16 protein-coding genes are annotated in these 15,547 nt (G+C 58.9%); 6 read left to right on the forward strand and 10 right to left on the reverse strand.

The genetic code is table 11. The features are described 5' to 3' along the window. Window positions 1–79: 79 nt before the first annotated feature. From BM132_RS22960 to BM132_RS22985, 6 genes are all read right to left on the reverse strand, one after another. Complete coding sequence (locus BM132_RS22960) at window positions 80–3,637, reverse strand: transporter substrate-binding domain-containing protein (protein WP_092458957.1); 3,558 nt, start codon at window positions 3,635–3,637, stop codon at window positions 80–82. Window positions 3,638–3,711: 74 nt separating this feature from the next. Beyond that, window positions 3,712–4,338, reverse strand: coding sequence for a response regulator transcription factor (locus BM132_RS22965; protein ID WP_047226381.1), 627 nt, complete (start codon window positions 4,336–4,338; stop codon window positions 3,712–3,714). A 377-nt stretch (window positions 4,339–4,715) separates the two neighbouring features. Next, complete coding sequence (locus BM132_RS22970; RefSeq protein WP_092458959.1) at window positions 4,716–6,044, reverse strand: deoxyguanosinetriphosphate triphosphohydrolase; 1,329 nt, start codon at window positions 6,042–6,044, stop codon at window positions 4,716–4,718. A gap of 84 nt (window positions 6,045–6,128) precedes the next feature. After that, complete coding sequence (locus BM132_RS22975; protein WP_047226383.1) at window positions 6,129–6,464, reverse strand: hypothetical protein; 336 nt, start codon at window positions 6,462–6,464, stop codon at window positions 6,129–6,131. After that, window positions 6,461–6,850, reverse strand: coding sequence for a phage holin family protein (locus BM132_RS22980; protein ID WP_047226384.1), 390 nt, complete (start codon window positions 6,848–6,850; stop codon window positions 6,461–6,463). The genes BM132_RS22975 and BM132_RS22980 overlap by 4 nt, the downstream gene beginning before the upstream one ends. A gap of 2 nt (window positions 6,851–6,852) precedes the next feature. Next, complete coding sequence (locus BM132_RS22985; protein WP_047226385.1) at window positions 6,853–7,167, reverse strand: ElaB/YgaM/YqjD family protein; 315 nt, start codon at window positions 7,165–7,167, stop codon at window positions 6,853–6,855. 330 nt (window positions 7,168–7,497) lie between these two features. Between BM132_RS22985 and BM132_RS22990 the strand changes: the two genes are divergently transcribed. Continuing rightward, a complete protein-coding gene (locus BM132_RS22990; protein ID WP_092458961.1) occupies window positions 7,498–8,706 on the forward strand; it encodes an ammonium transporter in 1,209 nt (402 codons plus the stop codon). 2 nt (window positions 8,707–8,708) lie between these two features. Here the strand turns inward: BM132_RS22990 and BM132_RS22995 are convergent, their stop codons facing one another. Then, window positions 8,709–10,421, reverse strand: a complete 1,713-nt coding sequence (locus BM132_RS22995) for a cation:proton antiporter (protein WP_092458963.1) — start codon at window positions 10,419–10,421, stop codon at window positions 8,709–8,711. A 192-nt stretch (window positions 10,422–10,613) separates the two neighbouring features. Here BM132_RS22995 and BM132_RS23000 point away from each other — a divergent pair, with 192 nt between their 5' ends. The 3 genes from BM132_RS23000 to BM132_RS23010 all read left to right on the forward strand — a co-directional run bounded on the left by BM132_RS23000 (window position 10,614) and on the right by BM132_RS23010 (window position 12,227). Next, window positions 10,614–10,853, forward strand: coding sequence for a glutaredoxin family protein (locus BM132_RS23000; protein WP_092458966.1), 240 nt, complete (start codon window positions 10,614–10,616; stop codon window positions 10,851–10,853). A 92-nt stretch (window positions 10,854–10,945) separates the two neighbouring features. Beyond that, window positions 10,946–11,266, forward strand: coding sequence for a transcriptional regulator (locus BM132_RS23005; protein ID WP_047226389.1), 321 nt, complete (start codon window positions 10,946–10,948; stop codon window positions 11,264–11,266). A gap of 70 nt (window positions 11,267–11,336) precedes the next feature. Beyond that, the gene (locus BM132_RS23010) at window positions 11,337–12,227 is read left to right on the forward strand and encodes a pseudouridine synthase (protein ID WP_092458968.1); all 891 of its coding nucleotides are present in this window, start codon (window positions 11,337–11,339) and stop codon (window positions 12,225–12,227) included. 78 nt (window positions 12,228–12,305) lie between these two features. On the opposite strand, the gene BM132_RS23015 is transcribed toward BM132_RS23010, so the two are convergent. Next, window positions 12,306–12,527, reverse strand: a complete 222-nt coding sequence (locus BM132_RS23015; RefSeq protein WP_047226391.1) for a YgdI/YgdR family lipoprotein — start codon at window positions 12,525–12,527, stop codon at window positions 12,306–12,308. 76 nt (window positions 12,528–12,603) lie between these two features. Then, window positions 12,604–13,206 (reverse strand): molybdenum cofactor guanylyltransferase MobA, encoded by a 603-nt coding sequence (mobA, locus tag BM132_RS23020; protein WP_092458970.1) that lies wholly within the window; start codon window positions 13,204–13,206, stop codon window positions 12,604–12,606. Between the two features lie 78 nt (window positions 13,207–13,284). Here mobA and moaB point away from each other — a divergent pair, with 78 nt between their 5' ends. Further along, window positions 13,285–13,824, forward strand: coding sequence for a molybdenum cofactor biosynthesis protein B (gene moaB, locus BM132_RS23025; RefSeq protein WP_047226393.1), 540 nt, complete (start codon window positions 13,285–13,287; stop codon window positions 13,822–13,824). Further along, window positions 13,808–15,034: a molybdopterin molybdotransferase MoeA gene (glp, locus tag BM132_RS23030; RefSeq protein ID WP_092458972.1), complete on the forward strand. Its 1,227-nt coding sequence runs from the start codon at window positions 13,808–13,810 to the stop codon at window positions 15,032–15,034. Before moaB ends, glp begins: the two co-directional genes overlap by 17 nt. 60 nt (window positions 15,035–15,094) lie before the next feature. Here the strand turns inward: glp and BM132_RS28755 are convergent, their stop codons facing one another. Next, window positions 15,095–15,403: a hypothetical protein gene (locus tag BM132_RS28755; RefSeq protein ID WP_225248412.1), complete on the reverse strand. Its 309-nt coding sequence runs from the start codon at window positions 15,401–15,403 to the stop codon at window positions 15,095–15,097. Window positions 15,404–15,547: the final 144 nt, after the last annotated feature.

Genomic DNA, 15,547 nt, shown 5'->3' on the forward strand with positions numbered 1-15,547 from the left:
TTCCCTGCCGCGCCGGGGGATGCCAATTGAGAACGCCCCTGGTGCGCACTGCTGAGCGATCAGCATAGTAAACGCTGGATTATTTTGCCTTGGCGATCTCTGTTTCCAGGGCGCGCTCCAGTTCGGTCATGGCCTGGTCGAGCGCCTCGGTACATTCGCCAATGGGGTGCGCACCCTGTGCCTGGCGGCAGGCGTGTTCCAGCGCCTCACATCTTTGTATCAACGAGGTCGCCTGCACTATTCGGGCGACGCCTTTTATTTTGTGTGCGGCCTCGGTCAGTGCCTGTCGGTCCCCACTGCGGGCAATATCGAGCAACTCCCGGCGGTCCGAGCGATTGCTGCTGAGCAGCTCTTCCAACAGGCGCCGGATGGACAAGGGGTTGCCACCGGTCAAGGTCTGCAGGCTTTGCACATTGAAAGCCTTGGGCCGGCTGGTGGATCTGACCGTTTTCATCCATTGGCTCAGGGCGCTCAGGCTGATCGGTTTGAACAGGCAGTCGTCCATTCCGGCGTCCTGGCAGCGTTGTTTCTCCTCCGGTTGTGCGTTGGCGGTAAACCCCAGGATGGTGCAGCGCGGCAGTTCGCGTTCGCACTCATGACGACGAATCGAACTGGCCAGTTCGTAGCCGCTCATGATGGGCATGTTGCAATCGGCGATGACCAGGTCGAAATCCCCTTCATGCCAGGCTTTGAGCCCTTGTGCGCCATCATGGGCGACCTGATGGTGATGACCCAGGTACTCCAGTTGCTGCGACATCAACAAGCGATTGGCCGGATGGTCATCCACGATCAGAACGCTCAAGGCCGCCGTGGCCGTTTCAACGACGGGCTCCGGGGGTACGCAAACCGTGGAGGTCGGCAGGGTAGTCAGTTGCAGTGAAATCTGGACCCGGGTACCGATGCCCGGCTCGCTGCTCATGTGCAGGCTGCCGCCCATCATCTGGCACAGGTTGCGACTGATCACCAGGCCAAGTCCTGCGCCCGTTCGCGCCATCCGGCCGGTATTGTCGACCTGGGAAAACGGCTCGAACAGACGTTGCAGGTCTGCCGCACTGATGCCGATGCCGCTGTCGCTGACCTCCAGTTGCATGTGCAGGGTGTCATCCGGGGTGGCCGGGGACAGTTGGACCTTGATTTGAACCTGACCCTGTTCGGTAAACTTGAGGGCATTGCTGATGAGGTTCGAGAGCACCTGTTTGAATCGCAAGGGGTCTATCAGGACGTCCGGGTTGCCTTCGGCCGGGTCGAACAGCAGCGACAATGCCAGGTTCTTCTGTCGGGCAACGCCTTCGAAAACCCGTATGACCGATTGCAGCAAGGCCCTGAGATTGACCCGTTCGGGCGCCAGGCTCAGGTGACCTGACTCGATCCGTGCAATGTCCAGGATATCGCCGATCAGCTCCAGCATGCCGGAAGCCGATTCGTACGCCACTTCTATTGTCGAGCGGTCCAGATGGCCCTTGTCGGCATGTTTCAAAGCCAGCTCCAGCATGCCGATCACCGCGTTCATGGGGGTGCGGATCTCATGGCTCATGGTCGCCAGGAACGTGCTTTTGGCGCGGTTCGCATCATCGGCCCGCTCCTTGGCGGCGCGCAGTTCATCGAACAGTTGGCGTCGTTCGCTGATGTCGATCCAGCCGCCAATGATGCCCTGCACTTCGGCGTTGGAATTTCGGTAGGGGAGAATCCAGTGATAGATGGTCAGTTTGTCATCCCCGATATGTAACGGGCGATCCATGACCAGCGGAGTGCCTTCGGCCATGACCCGCTGATAGTCCGCCTGGTACTCCTGCGCTTCGAAAGCATTGCTCATGGACCCAGGCATGACGTTCTTGCCGATGACCTCTTCGCGTTTCATATTGAACGTCTGCAAGTAGCTGTCATTGCAACTTTGCAGGAAACCGTTGCGATCTCTGACGTAGATCGGGTGAGGGGTGCCGTTGAGCAGCGAGTGCATGAACTCAAGCTGGTCATTGAGGGCCAGCTCCGCCCGTTGACGTTGCCTGATCTGGCGCTGCATGTAGGCATTCCATGCCAGTGACAGCAGCAGCAAGAGGCCGACGCCGGCGACGATCTGGAAAAACAGGCGGTTATAGGTGCGCCACGCGTGTTCCGATGCTGACACGTAACCTCGCCAACGATTATTGATCACGCCCAGTTCGTCTGGGTCGATGCTGGTGAGGGCTTTGTCGAGAATGGAGTTCAGCTCCACGGCGTCTTTGGCAGTGGCCAACGAGAACATGGCCTGGCGAGTTCCTACGGTACTGCTGATTTGCAAGGTGTCTCGCAACGAGTGCGACGAGATCAAGTAGTTGGCCATGACCAGAGAGTTCACGCTGCCGTCGATCTGACCCTTGGCGAGCATTTCCACGGCATGGAGAGGGTCGTCGGTTTCGATGATCTTGATGTCTGGGTACTGGCTGCGTAGCCATTCAATGATCGGATTGCCTTGAGTGATGGCCAGGCTTCGGTCCCCGAACTGGTCGAGGGTTGCCGGGGTGTCGGCTTGCTTGCGGGTCAGCAGGACGAATGAGCTGTCGACGTAGGGGCGGCTGAACTTCAATTGTTGTTGCCGCTCGCTGCTCGGTAATAGCGCTGCAATCATGTCGACCTGACCGTTCAGGACCGCGGCAATCATTTCGCTGTCATTCTGAGTGCGCTGGATCTCCAGGCGGATGCCGGTGCGCAACCGGATCAGCTCCAGCAGGTCGGCACTGATGCCACGAAAATCACCATCGGCGTCGAAAAAAGTGAAGGGCGCCGCGGTTTCGTTTACCGCGACTCGCACCACCGGGTGCCGTGCCAGCCAGCGTTGCTCCCGGGCAGTCAGTTGTATCTTGTGTTCCGTGAGATACAAGTCGCTGCCAGCGCTCCAGCGCTTGGAAATGGCCGCTTGCTCGGTGATGGAAATCTGGTTCAGCGTGGCATTGATGGCCTCCAGCAGCCGGGTATCGAGACTTCGAACCGCGAAACCGAATCCATAGGACTCATGCTTGCCGAAGCTGGCCATGCGGATGTTGCTCAGGTAACCCTTGCTGATCATGTAGTGGGTGGAAATGGTATCGCCGAGAAAGACATCCGCCTGGCCAAAAGCGACGGCGTTTATGGCGTTCTGGTAGGAGGGGTAGGTGCTGATGATTGCCTTGGGATAAAGCTTTTCGATTTCCCGCAGCGGCAGGTAGTGATAAACCATGCTCAGCCGCAATCCCTGGAGATCTTCAGTCAGGGAACGGCTTTCATTCGTCCGGGTGACGAGAACGGGTTGGTCCACTGCATAAGGGGTCGATAGCACAATGCCGGGGGTGCGAGCTTCGAAACCATTGGCGGTACCCAGCATGTCGATTTTTCCATTCTTGAGGGCAGCAATGGCCTCGTCCCGGGTCGCGAAACGCAAAACCCGCATTGGCAGACCGATCGCCCTGGCGATGACGCCGGCGTAGTCGGCGGTCATGCCCTCGTAGTCTTGCCCGCTGGTGGACAGATCGAAGGGCGGATAATCAGGGGCAGAAGTCCCCAGTACCAATTCCTGCCGGTCCTGTAACAGGCTACGGTGAGCGTCATCCAGCAGCACCTCGACATGAGCCGCCGTCGAACGACCCAAAAGCGTGTAGTGCTCGGGCATGCCCGGCGTCGCCATGAGGCCGTGCGCATATAACCCCGCGCTTAATAGCAGCAGGCATCTACTTATGCATTTGAGCATCCGGTCTTTTCTCACACCAGCGCGTTGCGCTTCGCCATTTCAATCAGTTCTACCAGGGACTTGACCTTGAGTTTTTGCATCAATCTTTTTTTGTAGGTGCTGACGGTCTTATTACTGAGAAACATACCTTTGGCTATTTCCTTATTGGTGCGCCCCTGAGCAAAAAGTTGCAGCACCATCAACTCTCGGTCATTGACGCTCTTGAACAGATCCAGCTCTATGCTGCGAGGATCGTCCTGGCGGACCGGGTTCAGTGCCTGGCTGGGGAAATAGTTATAACCGGACAACACCGCCTTGATTGCGCTGACCAGCTCGCTGAGGTCTTCCTGTTTACAAACGTATCCAGAGGCACCGGATTGCATGCACCGGATACCGAAAAGCGTTGGGGACTGAGCGGTGAGCACCAATGTTTTAAGGGGTGTGGTCATGGCGTTGAACCGTGAGAGAATTTCCAGCCCGTCAAGCCTGGGGATGCTGATGTCCAGAATGACCAGGTCCGGCATGCATTCGCGCACCATTTGCATCGCATCCACACCGTTGTCAGTTTCCCCTACGACCTTATAGCCCTCATGCTCCAGGAGCATGCGAACGGCGAGGCGGATGACCGGGTGGTCGTCGACAATGAAAACGGAGTTCATGAATAAAGTCCCTACGAGCTTAATAAAGCGCGCACCTTAGCCCAGTTAATGCCGGGGTCGTATGAGGAGACAGGCATACATATTCAATTTCAGAAGTTTCCTACAAAAAAAGAGGCGGGGTACTACGGTGTGATTGGGTTTTTAGTAGGTGAATGAACTAGGAAGGGGAATTATTGCCCGTTTGGGAGGGGAGATTTCTTTCAGTATGTTGTTTATATAAACAAATAGAGCAAGGGTTTTATTCAGTATTAATGGCAGGTCGTCGACTTTTCAGAAGCGAGTGCGACGCTCCATTGCCGTTTACCCCGCCCCATGGGGCGGGCCTGTCAAACCTCAACTGCTGCGCCTTCACATCCAGGCTTGCCACGGACGCCCTCTCATTGGCGAGTACGGCCCGTCATCTCCTGAGCCATTTCGCTGGCGTAGCTGTCAGTCATCCCGGCGATAAAATCGATCATCCGCAAGAATGCACCATGCAACGAACCGTTCGGATCGGGCGCGTTGTTACCCAGCAGATCGAGAATTCGCCGATTCTTGAACGAAGGCGTGCGACCGCCATGTTGCTCCAGGGCGGCGCCGCAAAACCCGTTGAGCAGGATTTCCAGCGTGGTGTAGGCGCCGATCTCATGCAGGGTCTTGCGCTTGTCCTGGAAGATTTTCTTGCGCGCCATGTCCTTGGCATTCAATACGCAACGTTTGGCTGGGCCATGCATGTGTTCCACCAGGTCCCCTGGTAGCGTACCGGCCAGCAACGCTTGCTGCTGCTCGACGAAAGCCCTGGCGGCGGCGTTGGTCAGATGTTCGATGGCCTTGCCTCGCAGGATCGCCAGTTTGCGCCTTCGCGAGTCCAGTGGTCCAAGTTGACGGTAAGTGTCGGGAAGATCGTCGCCCACCAGGTCCAGAAGTAGCGACTCCACTTGCGAGTATTCCAGTAGCTCCATTTCCACGCCATCTTCCAGGTCGATCAGCGCGTAGCAGATGTCATCGGCGGCTTCCATCAGGTAAACCAGCGGATGCCGTGCCCAGCGCTGGTCTTCGAGTTGAGGCAGGCCAAGCTTGTGGGCGATCTGTTCCAGCAACGGCAGTTCGCTCTGGTAGCAACCGAACTTGTGCTTTTTGTAGCCCAAGGAGTCCGCGTGACGGGCGGTCCAGGGGTATTTGAGGTAAGTGCCGAGGGTGGCATAGGTCAACCGCGTACCACCGTCGAACTGGTGATACTCAAGCTGGGTGAGCACCCGGAACCCCTGGGCGTTGCCTTCGAAATTGAGAAAGTCGTTGCGCTCGGCCTCGGTCATGGCGTCGAGCCAACCGCGGCCGGCGGCCTGCTGGAACCAATAGCGGATGGCGTCTTCACCGGAATGACCGAATGGCGGGTTGCCGATGTCATGGGCCAGGCAGGCCGATTGCACCACCATGCCCAGGTCACTTGGCTCGCACCAGTCAGGCAGGGCGCTGCGGATGGTTTCCCCCACGCGCATGCCCAGGGATCGCCCCACGCAACTGACTTCCAGCGAATGGGTCAGGCGTGTGTGGATGTGGTCGTTGCTGGAGACCGGATGCACCTGGGTCTTGCGTCCGAGGCGCCGGAACGCGCCGGAAAAAATGATGCGGTCATGGTCTTTGTGGAACGGGCTGCGGCCCAACTCTTCCGGGCTGTGCAGCGTTTTTCCGAGGCGCTCGCGAGTCAGCAGGGTGTGCCAATCCAAGGCTGGTTGCTCCGTTTGATAAGGTCGATGTCTTAGCTTCGCGGTTCGCGGGGCACCTCGCAAGGCCTATAGGCTATTGCTACGTCAGGGTTTGCGCACACTTTTGGCCAGCTTGATGAGCGGCAGCAGGGTCGTTGCCAGCCGGATCAGTCCCGTCAGGCTGCTGGTGCGGCCGCTGCGGGTCCGTTTGCCGGTGAGAAAGCCGAGCAAGGACACCGCCGCCACGCCCCAGAGCGGCGCGTGCTTGATGCCGAAACCCTCGTGCCAGCTTTGAGTGAAACCGCGCACCCGTTGCAGAGGTTGCAGCAGTTGGCGGGTTTCCTGGCGGATTTCCTGTCGGTGCATTTCCATGCGCAGACGTACCAGCGCCTTGCGCATTTCCTGTCGTGTCCGGGCTTGAGGAATATCAGGCAGACTCATGGCAACAGGCGCTCCCGGTCGTTGGCCAATTCTTCCAGAGTGGCATGGAAGGGTGAGGACTCATCATAGATCGCTGCCTTGAGTCGCAGACCGCAGAACAGGGCGGCCAGCAGATAAAACAGACACAGGCCAATAATTCCCGCCAGACGATAGGTATCCCATACCAGGATCAGTACCAGCGCCGACAGCCCGACCAGCAGCAACAGCGCAAACACCAGCGCCAGCCCTGCGAACAACAACAGGCTGACTGTGCGTGCCTTCTGTTCCTGCAATTCGATGCCGAACAATTCGACATGGCTGTGCAGTAATCCGAGAAACGCTGCGCCCAGGCGGCGTGCTGTAGGTTGTGTGCCCGCTTCGGACGAGCCGGATTCGTCAATGCCCATCATTAGCGCCGTGTCGCCAGCAGGCCAATCAGAAAGCCCACGCCCGCGGCGATGCCGACGGATTGCCAAGGATTGGCCTGAACATATTCCTCGGTGGCGATCACCGCCGCCTGGCCGCGTTCACGCACCGAGTCTTCGGTCAACTTCAGGGTCTCGCGGGCGCGCAGAAGGGTTTCATGGATCTGACTGCGCAGCTCATCGGCCTGGTCGCCAGCCAGTGTCGCGGTGTGATCCAGCAGCCGTTCGGTGTCGCTGACCAGCGTCTGAAAATCTTCCATCAGGATTTCTTGAGCAGTCTTTGCCTGGGTTCTGGCCATGGGGGAATCTCCGTAAGTGACGTCTGAAGCGTTCGAGTATGAGCCATACCGGAAGGTTCAGTGAAACTGACTGGTACAACTTTTGCTCAGGGTTTTGCCGTGTACTGGTGCGTCCCCCTGCGCCTGTGCGCTGAAGCTGGGCGTCAGCCCGTAAAACCTTAACCCAGAAAATCAGAATCCGCGAAGCACTCCCAGCGGAACACCGCCTTGTCGGTTTTTGTGCACTCATTCGGTTCATCGATTCTTCGAGGCGATGTTTCGACTTGGTGCGCGGGCAGGGCGAATGAACTGGTTTGGTGCTTTTCTCAACTTTTCAGGTCTGCCAACACCATGGAAAATATTCAAAGCGCTGTGGGCACTCTGGTCCACAGCTCCAACACACTGTTCATTTTGCTCGGTGCGGTCATGGTCCTGGCGATGCACGCCGGTTTCGCCTTCCTTGAAGTGGGGACCGTCCGCCAGAAGAATCAGGTCAATGCTCTGTCGAAAATCCTCAGTGATTTCGCCGTCTCCACTCTGGCCTATTTCTTCGTGGGCTACTGGGTTTCCTACGGCGTGACCTTCCTGCAACCTGCTGCGGTGCTCAACGTCGATCACGGTTACAGCCTGGTGAAGTTTTTCTTCCTGTTGACATTCGCCGCCGCGATCCCAGCGATCATTTCCGGCGGTATTGCCGAGCGTGCCCGATTTGCGCCTCAGTTGTGTGCCACGGTGTTGATCGTCGCGTTTGTGTATCCATTCTTCGAAGGCGTGGTCTGGAACGGCAATTTCGGCCTGCAGGCTTGGTTGCAGGCCCAGTTCGGCGCTGGCTTCCATGATTTTGCCGGCTCGGTGGTCGTGCATGCCATGGGCGGATGGCTGGCGCTGGCGGCCGTGCTCTTGCTGGGGCCGCGTAACGGCCGTTACCGGGACGGTCGCCTGGTGGCGTTCGCGCCATCGAGTATTCCTTTCCTGGCCTTGGGGTCGTGGATCCTGATTGTCGGCTGGTTCGGCTTCAACGTGATGAGCGCCCAGACGCTGCCGGCGGTGAGCGGGCTGGTGGCGATCAATTCATTGATGGCCATGGTCGGCGGGACTGTGGCGGCGTTGGTCGTCGGACGCAATGACCCCGGCTTTCTGCACAACGGTCCGTTGGCCGGGCTGGTCGCGATCTGTGCCGGTTCGGACCTGATGCACCCGATCGGCGCACTCGTGACCGGCGCGATCGCCGGTGCCTTGTTTGTCTGGTTTTTCACCGCGGCCCAGGGCAAGTGGAAGATCGACGATGTGCTCGGTGTCTGGCCGCTCCACGGGTTGTGTGGTGTCTGGGGCGGCATTGCTTGCGGCATCTTCGGTCAGAGCGCTCTGGGCGGCCTGGGCGGGGTCAGTTTGATCAGCCAGCTGATCGGCACCACGCTGGGCGTTGTCGTGGCCCTGTGCGGCGGGTTCGCGGTCTATGGTGCGATCAAGGCTGTGGTGGGACTGCGGCTGACTCAGGAGCAGGAGTATTACGGCGCCGACCTTTCGATCCACAAGATCGGCGCGGTCAGTCAGGACTGATCCTAAGGCTCTTTGTCCTGATTCCCAGGATAAAAACCGTGTAGCAAGCGATAGCGGTCGTGGCGGACCTGATCCACATGCTGCTGGACCTGCTGGTTCGGCAGCCCGAGCATGATCAGGGCGTGGGAGGCCAACATCAGGCTTGACTCCAGCAACTCGGGGACCACTTCGCTGGCCCCGGCAGCCTGCAACTCCGCCAATTGGCTGTCATCGCGGGTGCGCACCAGAATCGGCACCTGCGGATTGAGCCGGCGGGCTTCCTTGAGCACGCTGATGGCGATGTCGGTTTTGTCCACGGCGATCACCAACAGTTTGGCGCGACTCAGCCCGACGGCGGTCAGGAGGTCACCCCGGCGTGAATCTCCATAGTGCACGCAGCTTTCCCCGACACTGGCTTCCTGAATGATGACCGGATCGTCGTCCAGGGCCACGAAGGCCTGGTGTTCCCTGCGCAGAAACCTCCCGATTGACTGGCCGACACGGCCATACCCGCAAATGACCACATGCCCCGACAAATCGGCATTGAGTGCGCTTATCTGGTCCAGCTGTGCCTCTTCGTTGGGTTTGCGGTGCAGGCGGGCAGCAATGCGCGGCGCGGCACGCAGCAGCAGTGGCGTCAGCAGCATCGAGCAGAAGGTCGCTGCCAGTAGCAGGCCGCTGATGTCGGCGGGCATGAGGCGGTTCTGCTGCATCAGTGCCATCAGGGCAAAACAGAATTCGCCGCCCTGGGCCAGGGCCAGACCACTGCGCCAGGAGGTTTCGCCGTCGTCCCCTTGCCACTTCACCAGCACTGCGACCACGCAGCCTTTGAGAAGCATCAATCCCAGGGTCAACCCGAGGATCAGCAAGCCGTCCTCCACAAACAACTGCAGATCGATCAGCATGCCGATGCTGACGAAAAACAGCCCCAGCAGAATGTCGCGGAACGGCCGTATGTCGGCCTCGATCTGATGTCGGTAGTGGCTTTCCCCTAACAACATGCCCGCCAGAAACGCCCCAAGCGCCGGTGACAGGCCCAGCAGATGGGTCAGCCACGCTGTCAGCAATACGATCACCAGGGCCAGCAGCACGAACAGCTCGGCGGACCGGGATTCGGCCACTTCATGGAACAGCCGTGGTAGCAGCAGACGACTGGCCAGCAGTAAACCGCCGAACAGCACCAGGGTCTTGCCCAGGGTCAGGGGCAACGCCCAGTACCATGGTTGCTCGCTGCTGCCGGCGAACACGGGGACGAGGGTCAACAGCAACACCGCGACGACATCCTGAAACAGCAGCACACCGATTGCGTTCTGGCCATGGCTGCTGAATATTTCCCCCAGGCTGGTCAGCTCCTTGCTGACAATCGCGGTGGATGACAAGGCCAGCCCGGCGCCGAGCAGCATGGCCGCGACAGGTGGGGCGCCGAAGAGCAGCAGCAGGCTGCCCAGCAGTATCCCTGAGCACAGCACCTGCAGGCTGCCAAGGCCGAACACGACCCTGCGCAGTTCGATCATCTTCGCCAGGGAGAACTCCAGCCCCAGCGAGAACAACAGGAAAACCACCCCGAGCTCGGCCAGGTCTGGCAGTTCTTCGCTGTCGTTCACCCAGTCCAGGGCGGTGGGGCCGACCGCCAACCCGACACACAGATAACCCAGTACCGGCGGCAGGCGCAGGCGCCTGAACAGGGCGATGACCACCAGGGACGAGGCAAGAATGATCAGCAGATTGGCAAACAAGGGGTACTCCGTTTCAAGGTTTGCGCCACACAGCGTAGAAGGAAAAAAAGCGCCGGGCAGTGCCGGAAAAGTATTGGCGCTCAAAGATTTGCATCAGCGTTTTACCGAAGCACCGGGCATCATATTACCCGGCTCGACGGTTTCGCGGAGGGGGCCTAGAATGACCATCTCTTTTTTGTGGGTCTACCTGCCATGCCTCCTGAATGCCAGTTGTTCGGCACCCTGGGTTGTCATCTTTGTGAAGTTGCCGAAAGTGTGTTGATGTCTTTCGTCGAGCATGGATTGTTGGTGGAACTGGTGGATATCGCCGAGAGCGAGGATTTGTCCGAACGTTATGGGCTGCGAATCCCGGTGCTGCGCAGGGTAGACAATGGCGCGGAGCTGGATTGGCCTTTCGACGATCCTGATCGGGTTGCCGACTTTCTGCGCTGACTCCCTGCGTACGTCGATTCCGGACACGGCCATTGGCGAAAATCCCCTTCTTCGGTTACTGTATGCCTATACAGCTATCCGGAGTGTGTCCCTTGGTCAATGTCGAACAACTGAAAAACAGCGTGAACAGGATGTCCGTGGACGTTGTGCGCGAGGCGGTCCAGGAGTTGCGCCTGGACGGGCTGGTCACCGAAGGCAAGACGCCCTTCAACAAACTGCATTTCAATACCTGCTTCGCCGAGATCGAAGCATTGTTCCAGCGTGCCGGCTACCACAAGCAGCTGGATGTGGTGGGTTACCAGGGCTTGTTGTATGCGTTGTACGATCCGGGTCGCTGGGAGGCGGTGGAAGTGCTGCGCTGGTTGAAAGAGTTCACTGAAGCGGCAGCCAAGACGACGTCGATCCCGGCGTGAAGCAATCATTGCTGGGCTGGCTTGCGCGGCTGACGGATAATGCCACCCTGCCAGAAGATTAGAGTTTCCAATGTCCCGGTCATCGTTTTGCGCCGCTCACCATCAGGCCAGCACCTTGTATCTTCCGCCCGGCTCCTGGCAGACGGTGCTTGAGTGCCTGTGCGAGCATTTCAGCACCATCAGTCGCGAGCAGTGGCAGGACCGGATCATCCGGGGCCGGGTATTGGACGGAGAGGGCAAGGCCATTGCTGCCGACCTGCCATATCGGGAAGGCCTGCGCATCCACTACTTTCGTGAGGTGCCTGACGAGAAGCCGATCCCGGTCGTGGAATCGATTCTGTATGCCGACGAACATCTGGTGGTGGCGGACAAGCCGCATTTTCTGCCTGTCACGCCAGCCGGCGAGTATGTCGAGCAGACGCTGTTGCGACGTCTGATCCGACGTCTGGACAATCCCCATCTGGTGCCCTTGCACCGTATCGACCGGCATACGGCCGGGCTGGTGTTGTTTTCAGCCAACCCACAGACCCGTTCGGCTTATCAGTCGCTGTTTCCAGCGCGCAAAATCGAGAAACGCTACCAGGCCATAGCCCCTGCGTTGCCTCAGATGACCTTCCCTCGGGTGCATAAGAGCCGAATGATCGATGGCGAGCCGTTCTTCCGGATGCAGGAAGGGCCGGGCGCGCCCAATACCGAAACGGCCATCGAAGTCCTGGAAAAAAACGGCGAGTTGTGGCGCTATGGTCTGTCTCCGGTCACGGGCAAGAAGCACCAGTTGCGAGTGCATATGAATGCCCTCGGGGCGGCTATCTGTAACGATCCGTTCTACCCGGAGGTGCTGCGGGACGTGGAGGACGATTACGCCAACCCGCTCAAGCTGCTGGCCCAGGGGTTGAGTTTTATCGATCCTGTCACTGGCCAGGAACGTGTATTTCAAAGTGATATCAGCTTGCAGTGGTAATCGGGCTGACTTTCGAACAGGCATCAAAAAGCCCGCAAATATCGCGGGCTTTTCTGTATCTGGCTGTGGCGTTAAAAATTACAGGTCTTTAACGGTACGAACCTGATCCTTGTTCACGCGAGTCTCTTTACCGTCCAGTTGCTCGAATTCGTAGAAGCCGGTGTCTTCATCGTACTCGGGGGTGTCGACGGCCTGGATTTCGCGACCGTCATTCAAGGTAATCACTGTTGGCGATGCGCACCCGGCGAGAGTGGCGAGGCCCAGTGCGAGCATGAAAGTGGCGAGGGTCCGTTGAGTCATGGTGTTTCTCCGAAATAGGATTCTTCAAGTTACTGACCTTCAGACGTATACATCGCGCGCAAGTTCCTGGCTAGTGTCAATCTGACACACCTTTGTGGCCGCCGAGCAGTTCCGGCGTGTTCAGATTTGCCAGGCGAATATCGTTGGCAGGGCATTGCAGTGCAACCGCATGCAGCGCCCGCATGATGCGACCCGGGCTGCGTTCGCCTTCGCTCCAGGCCTGTTCGAAGGCCGGTGCCAGCGCTACAGGAATGACGCACAGCAGCGGTTCCCAGTGTTCACCGTGACGTACCATCAAGGGTTTGTCGGGATGCAGGCTTGCCTCGCTGAGCATGCTGTCAAGCAGGCTGGAGTCGATTTTCGGTACATCGCACGGCAGCACCAACAGAGACGGGTATCGTGCCACCTTGAGGCCTGCCCGGATGCCTGCCAATGGGCCGGGGAAGCCCCCTTCATCATCATGCACCAATTGATCGGCATACAGCGCATAGCGTTCCGGGTTGCGGTTGCAGGAGATAATCAGGTCGTCGCTCAGTGCTCGGGTCCGTCTATGCAGATGGGCGATCAATGGTTCGCCCTGCCACTCCACCAGGCCTTTGTCCTGCCCGCCCATGCGTTGTCCGCGCCCACCCGCCAGCAGCAGGATGGAGCATGATGGCGAGGAAGTGTTCGAGGTCATGGCGTATCTCCGCACAGGCGAAAAAATGAAGCGCTGTGATATAACACCGGGCTGTTTCCTCTACAACTGGACGAGCCTATGAAAGCCAAGGCTGATGTACCTTTCGTGCCGCTCAATATCGCGGTGCTGACAGTCAGTGATACCCGCACCCTCGAAACCGATACATCCGGGCAGGTCTTTGTCGATCGACTCACGGCGGCCGGTCACAACCTGGCGGCGCGGGTTCTGCTCAAAGATGATTTGTACAAGATCCGCGCGCAAGTCGCGAACTGGATCGCCGAGGACGTGGTGCAAGTGGTGTTGATTACGGGCGGCACCGGTTTCACTGGGCGAGATAGCACTCCGGAAGCCGTCGCGTGCCTGCTGGACAAGCAGGTCGACGGCTTCGGTGAATTGTTTCGCCAAATATCGGTGGCGGACATAGGCACTTCCACCGTCCAGTCTCGGGCGCTGGCAGGTCTGGCCAATGGCACGCTGGTTTGTTGCCTGCCTGGCTCAACCAACGCGGTGCGCACTGGCTGGGACGGGATACTGGCCGAGCAACTGGATGCGCGGCATCGTCCATGTAACTTCGTGGCCCATCTGAAACAGGCAGCGCCTTGTGAATCCCGTGGGTAAACCGGGCAAGGCCGGTGCCCTGATGGCCGTGGAGGTGGCGTTGGAGCGTTTGCTCGAGATGGCGGCGGCTACGCCGATTGTCCAGCGTGAACGTTTGCCTTTGGCCGCGGCGCAAGGCCGGGTGCTTGCAGAAGATGTGGTATCGACCCTTGATTTGCCGCCATGGCCCAACAGCGCCATGGACGGCTACGCCTTGCGGCTGGCTGACTGCACAGGTGAGCCGCTGGTGGTCAGTCAGCGAATTTTCGCCGGTCAGGCCCCGGAGCCGCTGGCCGCAGGAACCTGTGCACGGATCTTCACCGGAGCGCCTGTCCCTGCCGGCGCTGACTGCGTCGAGATGCAGGAAAACACCGTGGTTGAAGATGACCTGCGCATACGCTTCACCGAGCCCATGGTGAGCGGGCAAAACATCCGCCCCCAGGGGCAGGAGACAACTGTCGGAGAAACGGTTCTCTCCTGCGGTACTCGCCTGGGGCCGATCGAACTGGGGCTGGCGGCATCTCTTGGCTGCGCGTCGCTGGAGGTGGTGCGCAAGGTGCGTGTTGCAGTGCTCTCCACCGGCGACGAACTGGTAGAGCCAGGTCAGGCGCTGGGCCCTGGCCAGATCTATAACAGCAATCGCGTACTGCTCTGTGGCTGGTTGCAGCAACTGGGTTGTGAGGTGGTCGACGCAGGTATTCTGCCCGACGACTTGCCCGCCACCCGACAGCGTCTGGGGCAGTTGTCGGATGTCGATCTGATCCTGTCCACTGGCGGCGTATCGGTGGGGGAGGCTGACTTCCTGGGGGCCGCCTTGCACGAAGAGGGTGAACTCGCGCTCTGGAAACTTGCCATCAAACCCGGGAAACCGCTGACGTTCGGGCATTTTCGTGGTGTGCCCGTGATAGGCCTGCCCGGAAACCCTGCCTCGACATTGGTGACATTCGCCCTGTTGGCCCGCCCTTACTTGTTACGCCGTCAGGGTGTTCAGGCGGTAACGCCGCTCAAGTTCAAGGTGCCAGCCGGCTTCGATTGGCCGAAGGCAGGTGGTCGACGAGAATATTTGCGAGGTCGCATCGAGAACGGTCGGGCGATCATCTACCGCAATCAAAGCTCAGGTGTGTTGCGCAGCGCGGCCTGGGCTGAAGGACTGGTTGAAGTGCTTGAGGGGAGAACCCTGGTCGAAGGTGACGAAGTGGGTTTTATTCCCTTGAGCGAGGTCCTGGGCTAGCGCTGCAGCAGTGGGGTATCGGCCCGAGTCGAGTGCTCGGGCTTTTCATGCCCATCGAATTTATCGCGAGAGCAGCATGACCAGTTGATCGAATCGACTGTTCGCAATCCAGCCCAGCAGGCCAAAGACCACCGCTGCTGCGCCTGCCGAATAGGCGAGCCTGTGGCGGATCACCTTCACATCGGTTCGGATTTCATCCATGTCTTTACGGATGTATTTAAGGTGGGTTTCCAGTTCAACGACGCGCGGTTCCAAATCAATTCCTCCTGCGGGATTACTGCAACTTTTGCATTCGTTTTGAACGTTGGCCTGTTCGCTTCCAAATGATGCGAGCTGCCGGGGTGACAGCTTGTATTTATGGCTATGCATGGGGCGTTTCATCCCTTTGGCCATAACTGTTCGAACCACTGTTCCGGCCCCTGCGGGCCGTGACGTATCCATCCATGGGTTAAGACATCCTTGTGTAATGAGCATTTAAACGATCCAGCACAACAGAGCACCAAAGTGTCTCAA

This window comes from Pseudomonas sp. NFACC45, assembly GCF_900113505.1.
Classification (GTDB): Bacteria; Pseudomonadota; Gammaproteobacteria; order Pseudomonadales; family Pseudomonadaceae; genus Aquipseudomonas; species Aquipseudomonas tehranensis.

Coding starts and splice junctions, on each gene's coding strand:
- BM132_RS23010 (WP_092458968.1), top strand. CDS start 11,337: ATGTCCCGGTCATCGTTTTGCGCCGCTCACCATCAGGCCAGCACCTTG.
- BM132_RS28755 (WP_225248412.1), bottom strand. CDS start 15,403: ATGCATAGCCATAAATACAAGCTGTCACCCCGGCAGCTCGCATCATTT.
- BM132_RS23000 (WP_092458966.1), top strand. CDS start 10,614: ATGCCTCCTGAATGCCAGTTGTTCGGCACCCTGGGTTGTCATCTTTGT.
- BM132_RS22975 (WP_047226383.1), bottom strand. CDS start 6,464: ATGAGTCTGCCTGATATTCCTCAAGCCCGGACACGACAGGAAATGCGC.
- BM132_RS22980 (WP_047226384.1), bottom strand. CDS start 6,850: ATGGGCATTGACGAATCCGGCTCGTCCGAAGCGGGCACACAACCTACA.
- mobA (WP_092458970.1), bottom strand. CDS start 13,206: ATGACCTCGAACACTTCCTCGCCATCATGCTCCATCCTGCTGCTGGCG.
- BM132_RS22990 (WP_092458961.1), top strand. CDS start 7,498: ATGGAAAATATTCAAAGCGCTGTGGGCACTCTGGTCCACAGCTCCAAC.
- BM132_RS23015 (WP_047226391.1), bottom strand. CDS start 12,527: ATGACTCAACGGACCCTCGCCACTTTCATGCTCGCACTGGGCCTCGCC.
- BM132_RS22960 (WP_092458957.1), bottom strand. CDS start 3,637: ATGGCGACGCCGGGCATGCCCGAGCACTACACGCTTTTGGGTCGTTCG.
- moaB (WP_047226393.1), top strand. CDS start 13,285: ATGAAAGCCAAGGCTGATGTACCTTTCGTGCCGCTCAATATCGCGGTG.
- BM132_RS22985 (WP_047226385.1), bottom strand. CDS start 7,167: ATGGCCAGAACCCAGGCAAAGACTGCTCAAGAAATCCTGATGGAAGAT.
- BM132_RS22965 (WP_047226381.1), bottom strand. CDS start 4,338: ATGAACTCCGTTTTCATTGTCGACGACCACCCGGTCATCCGCCTCGCC.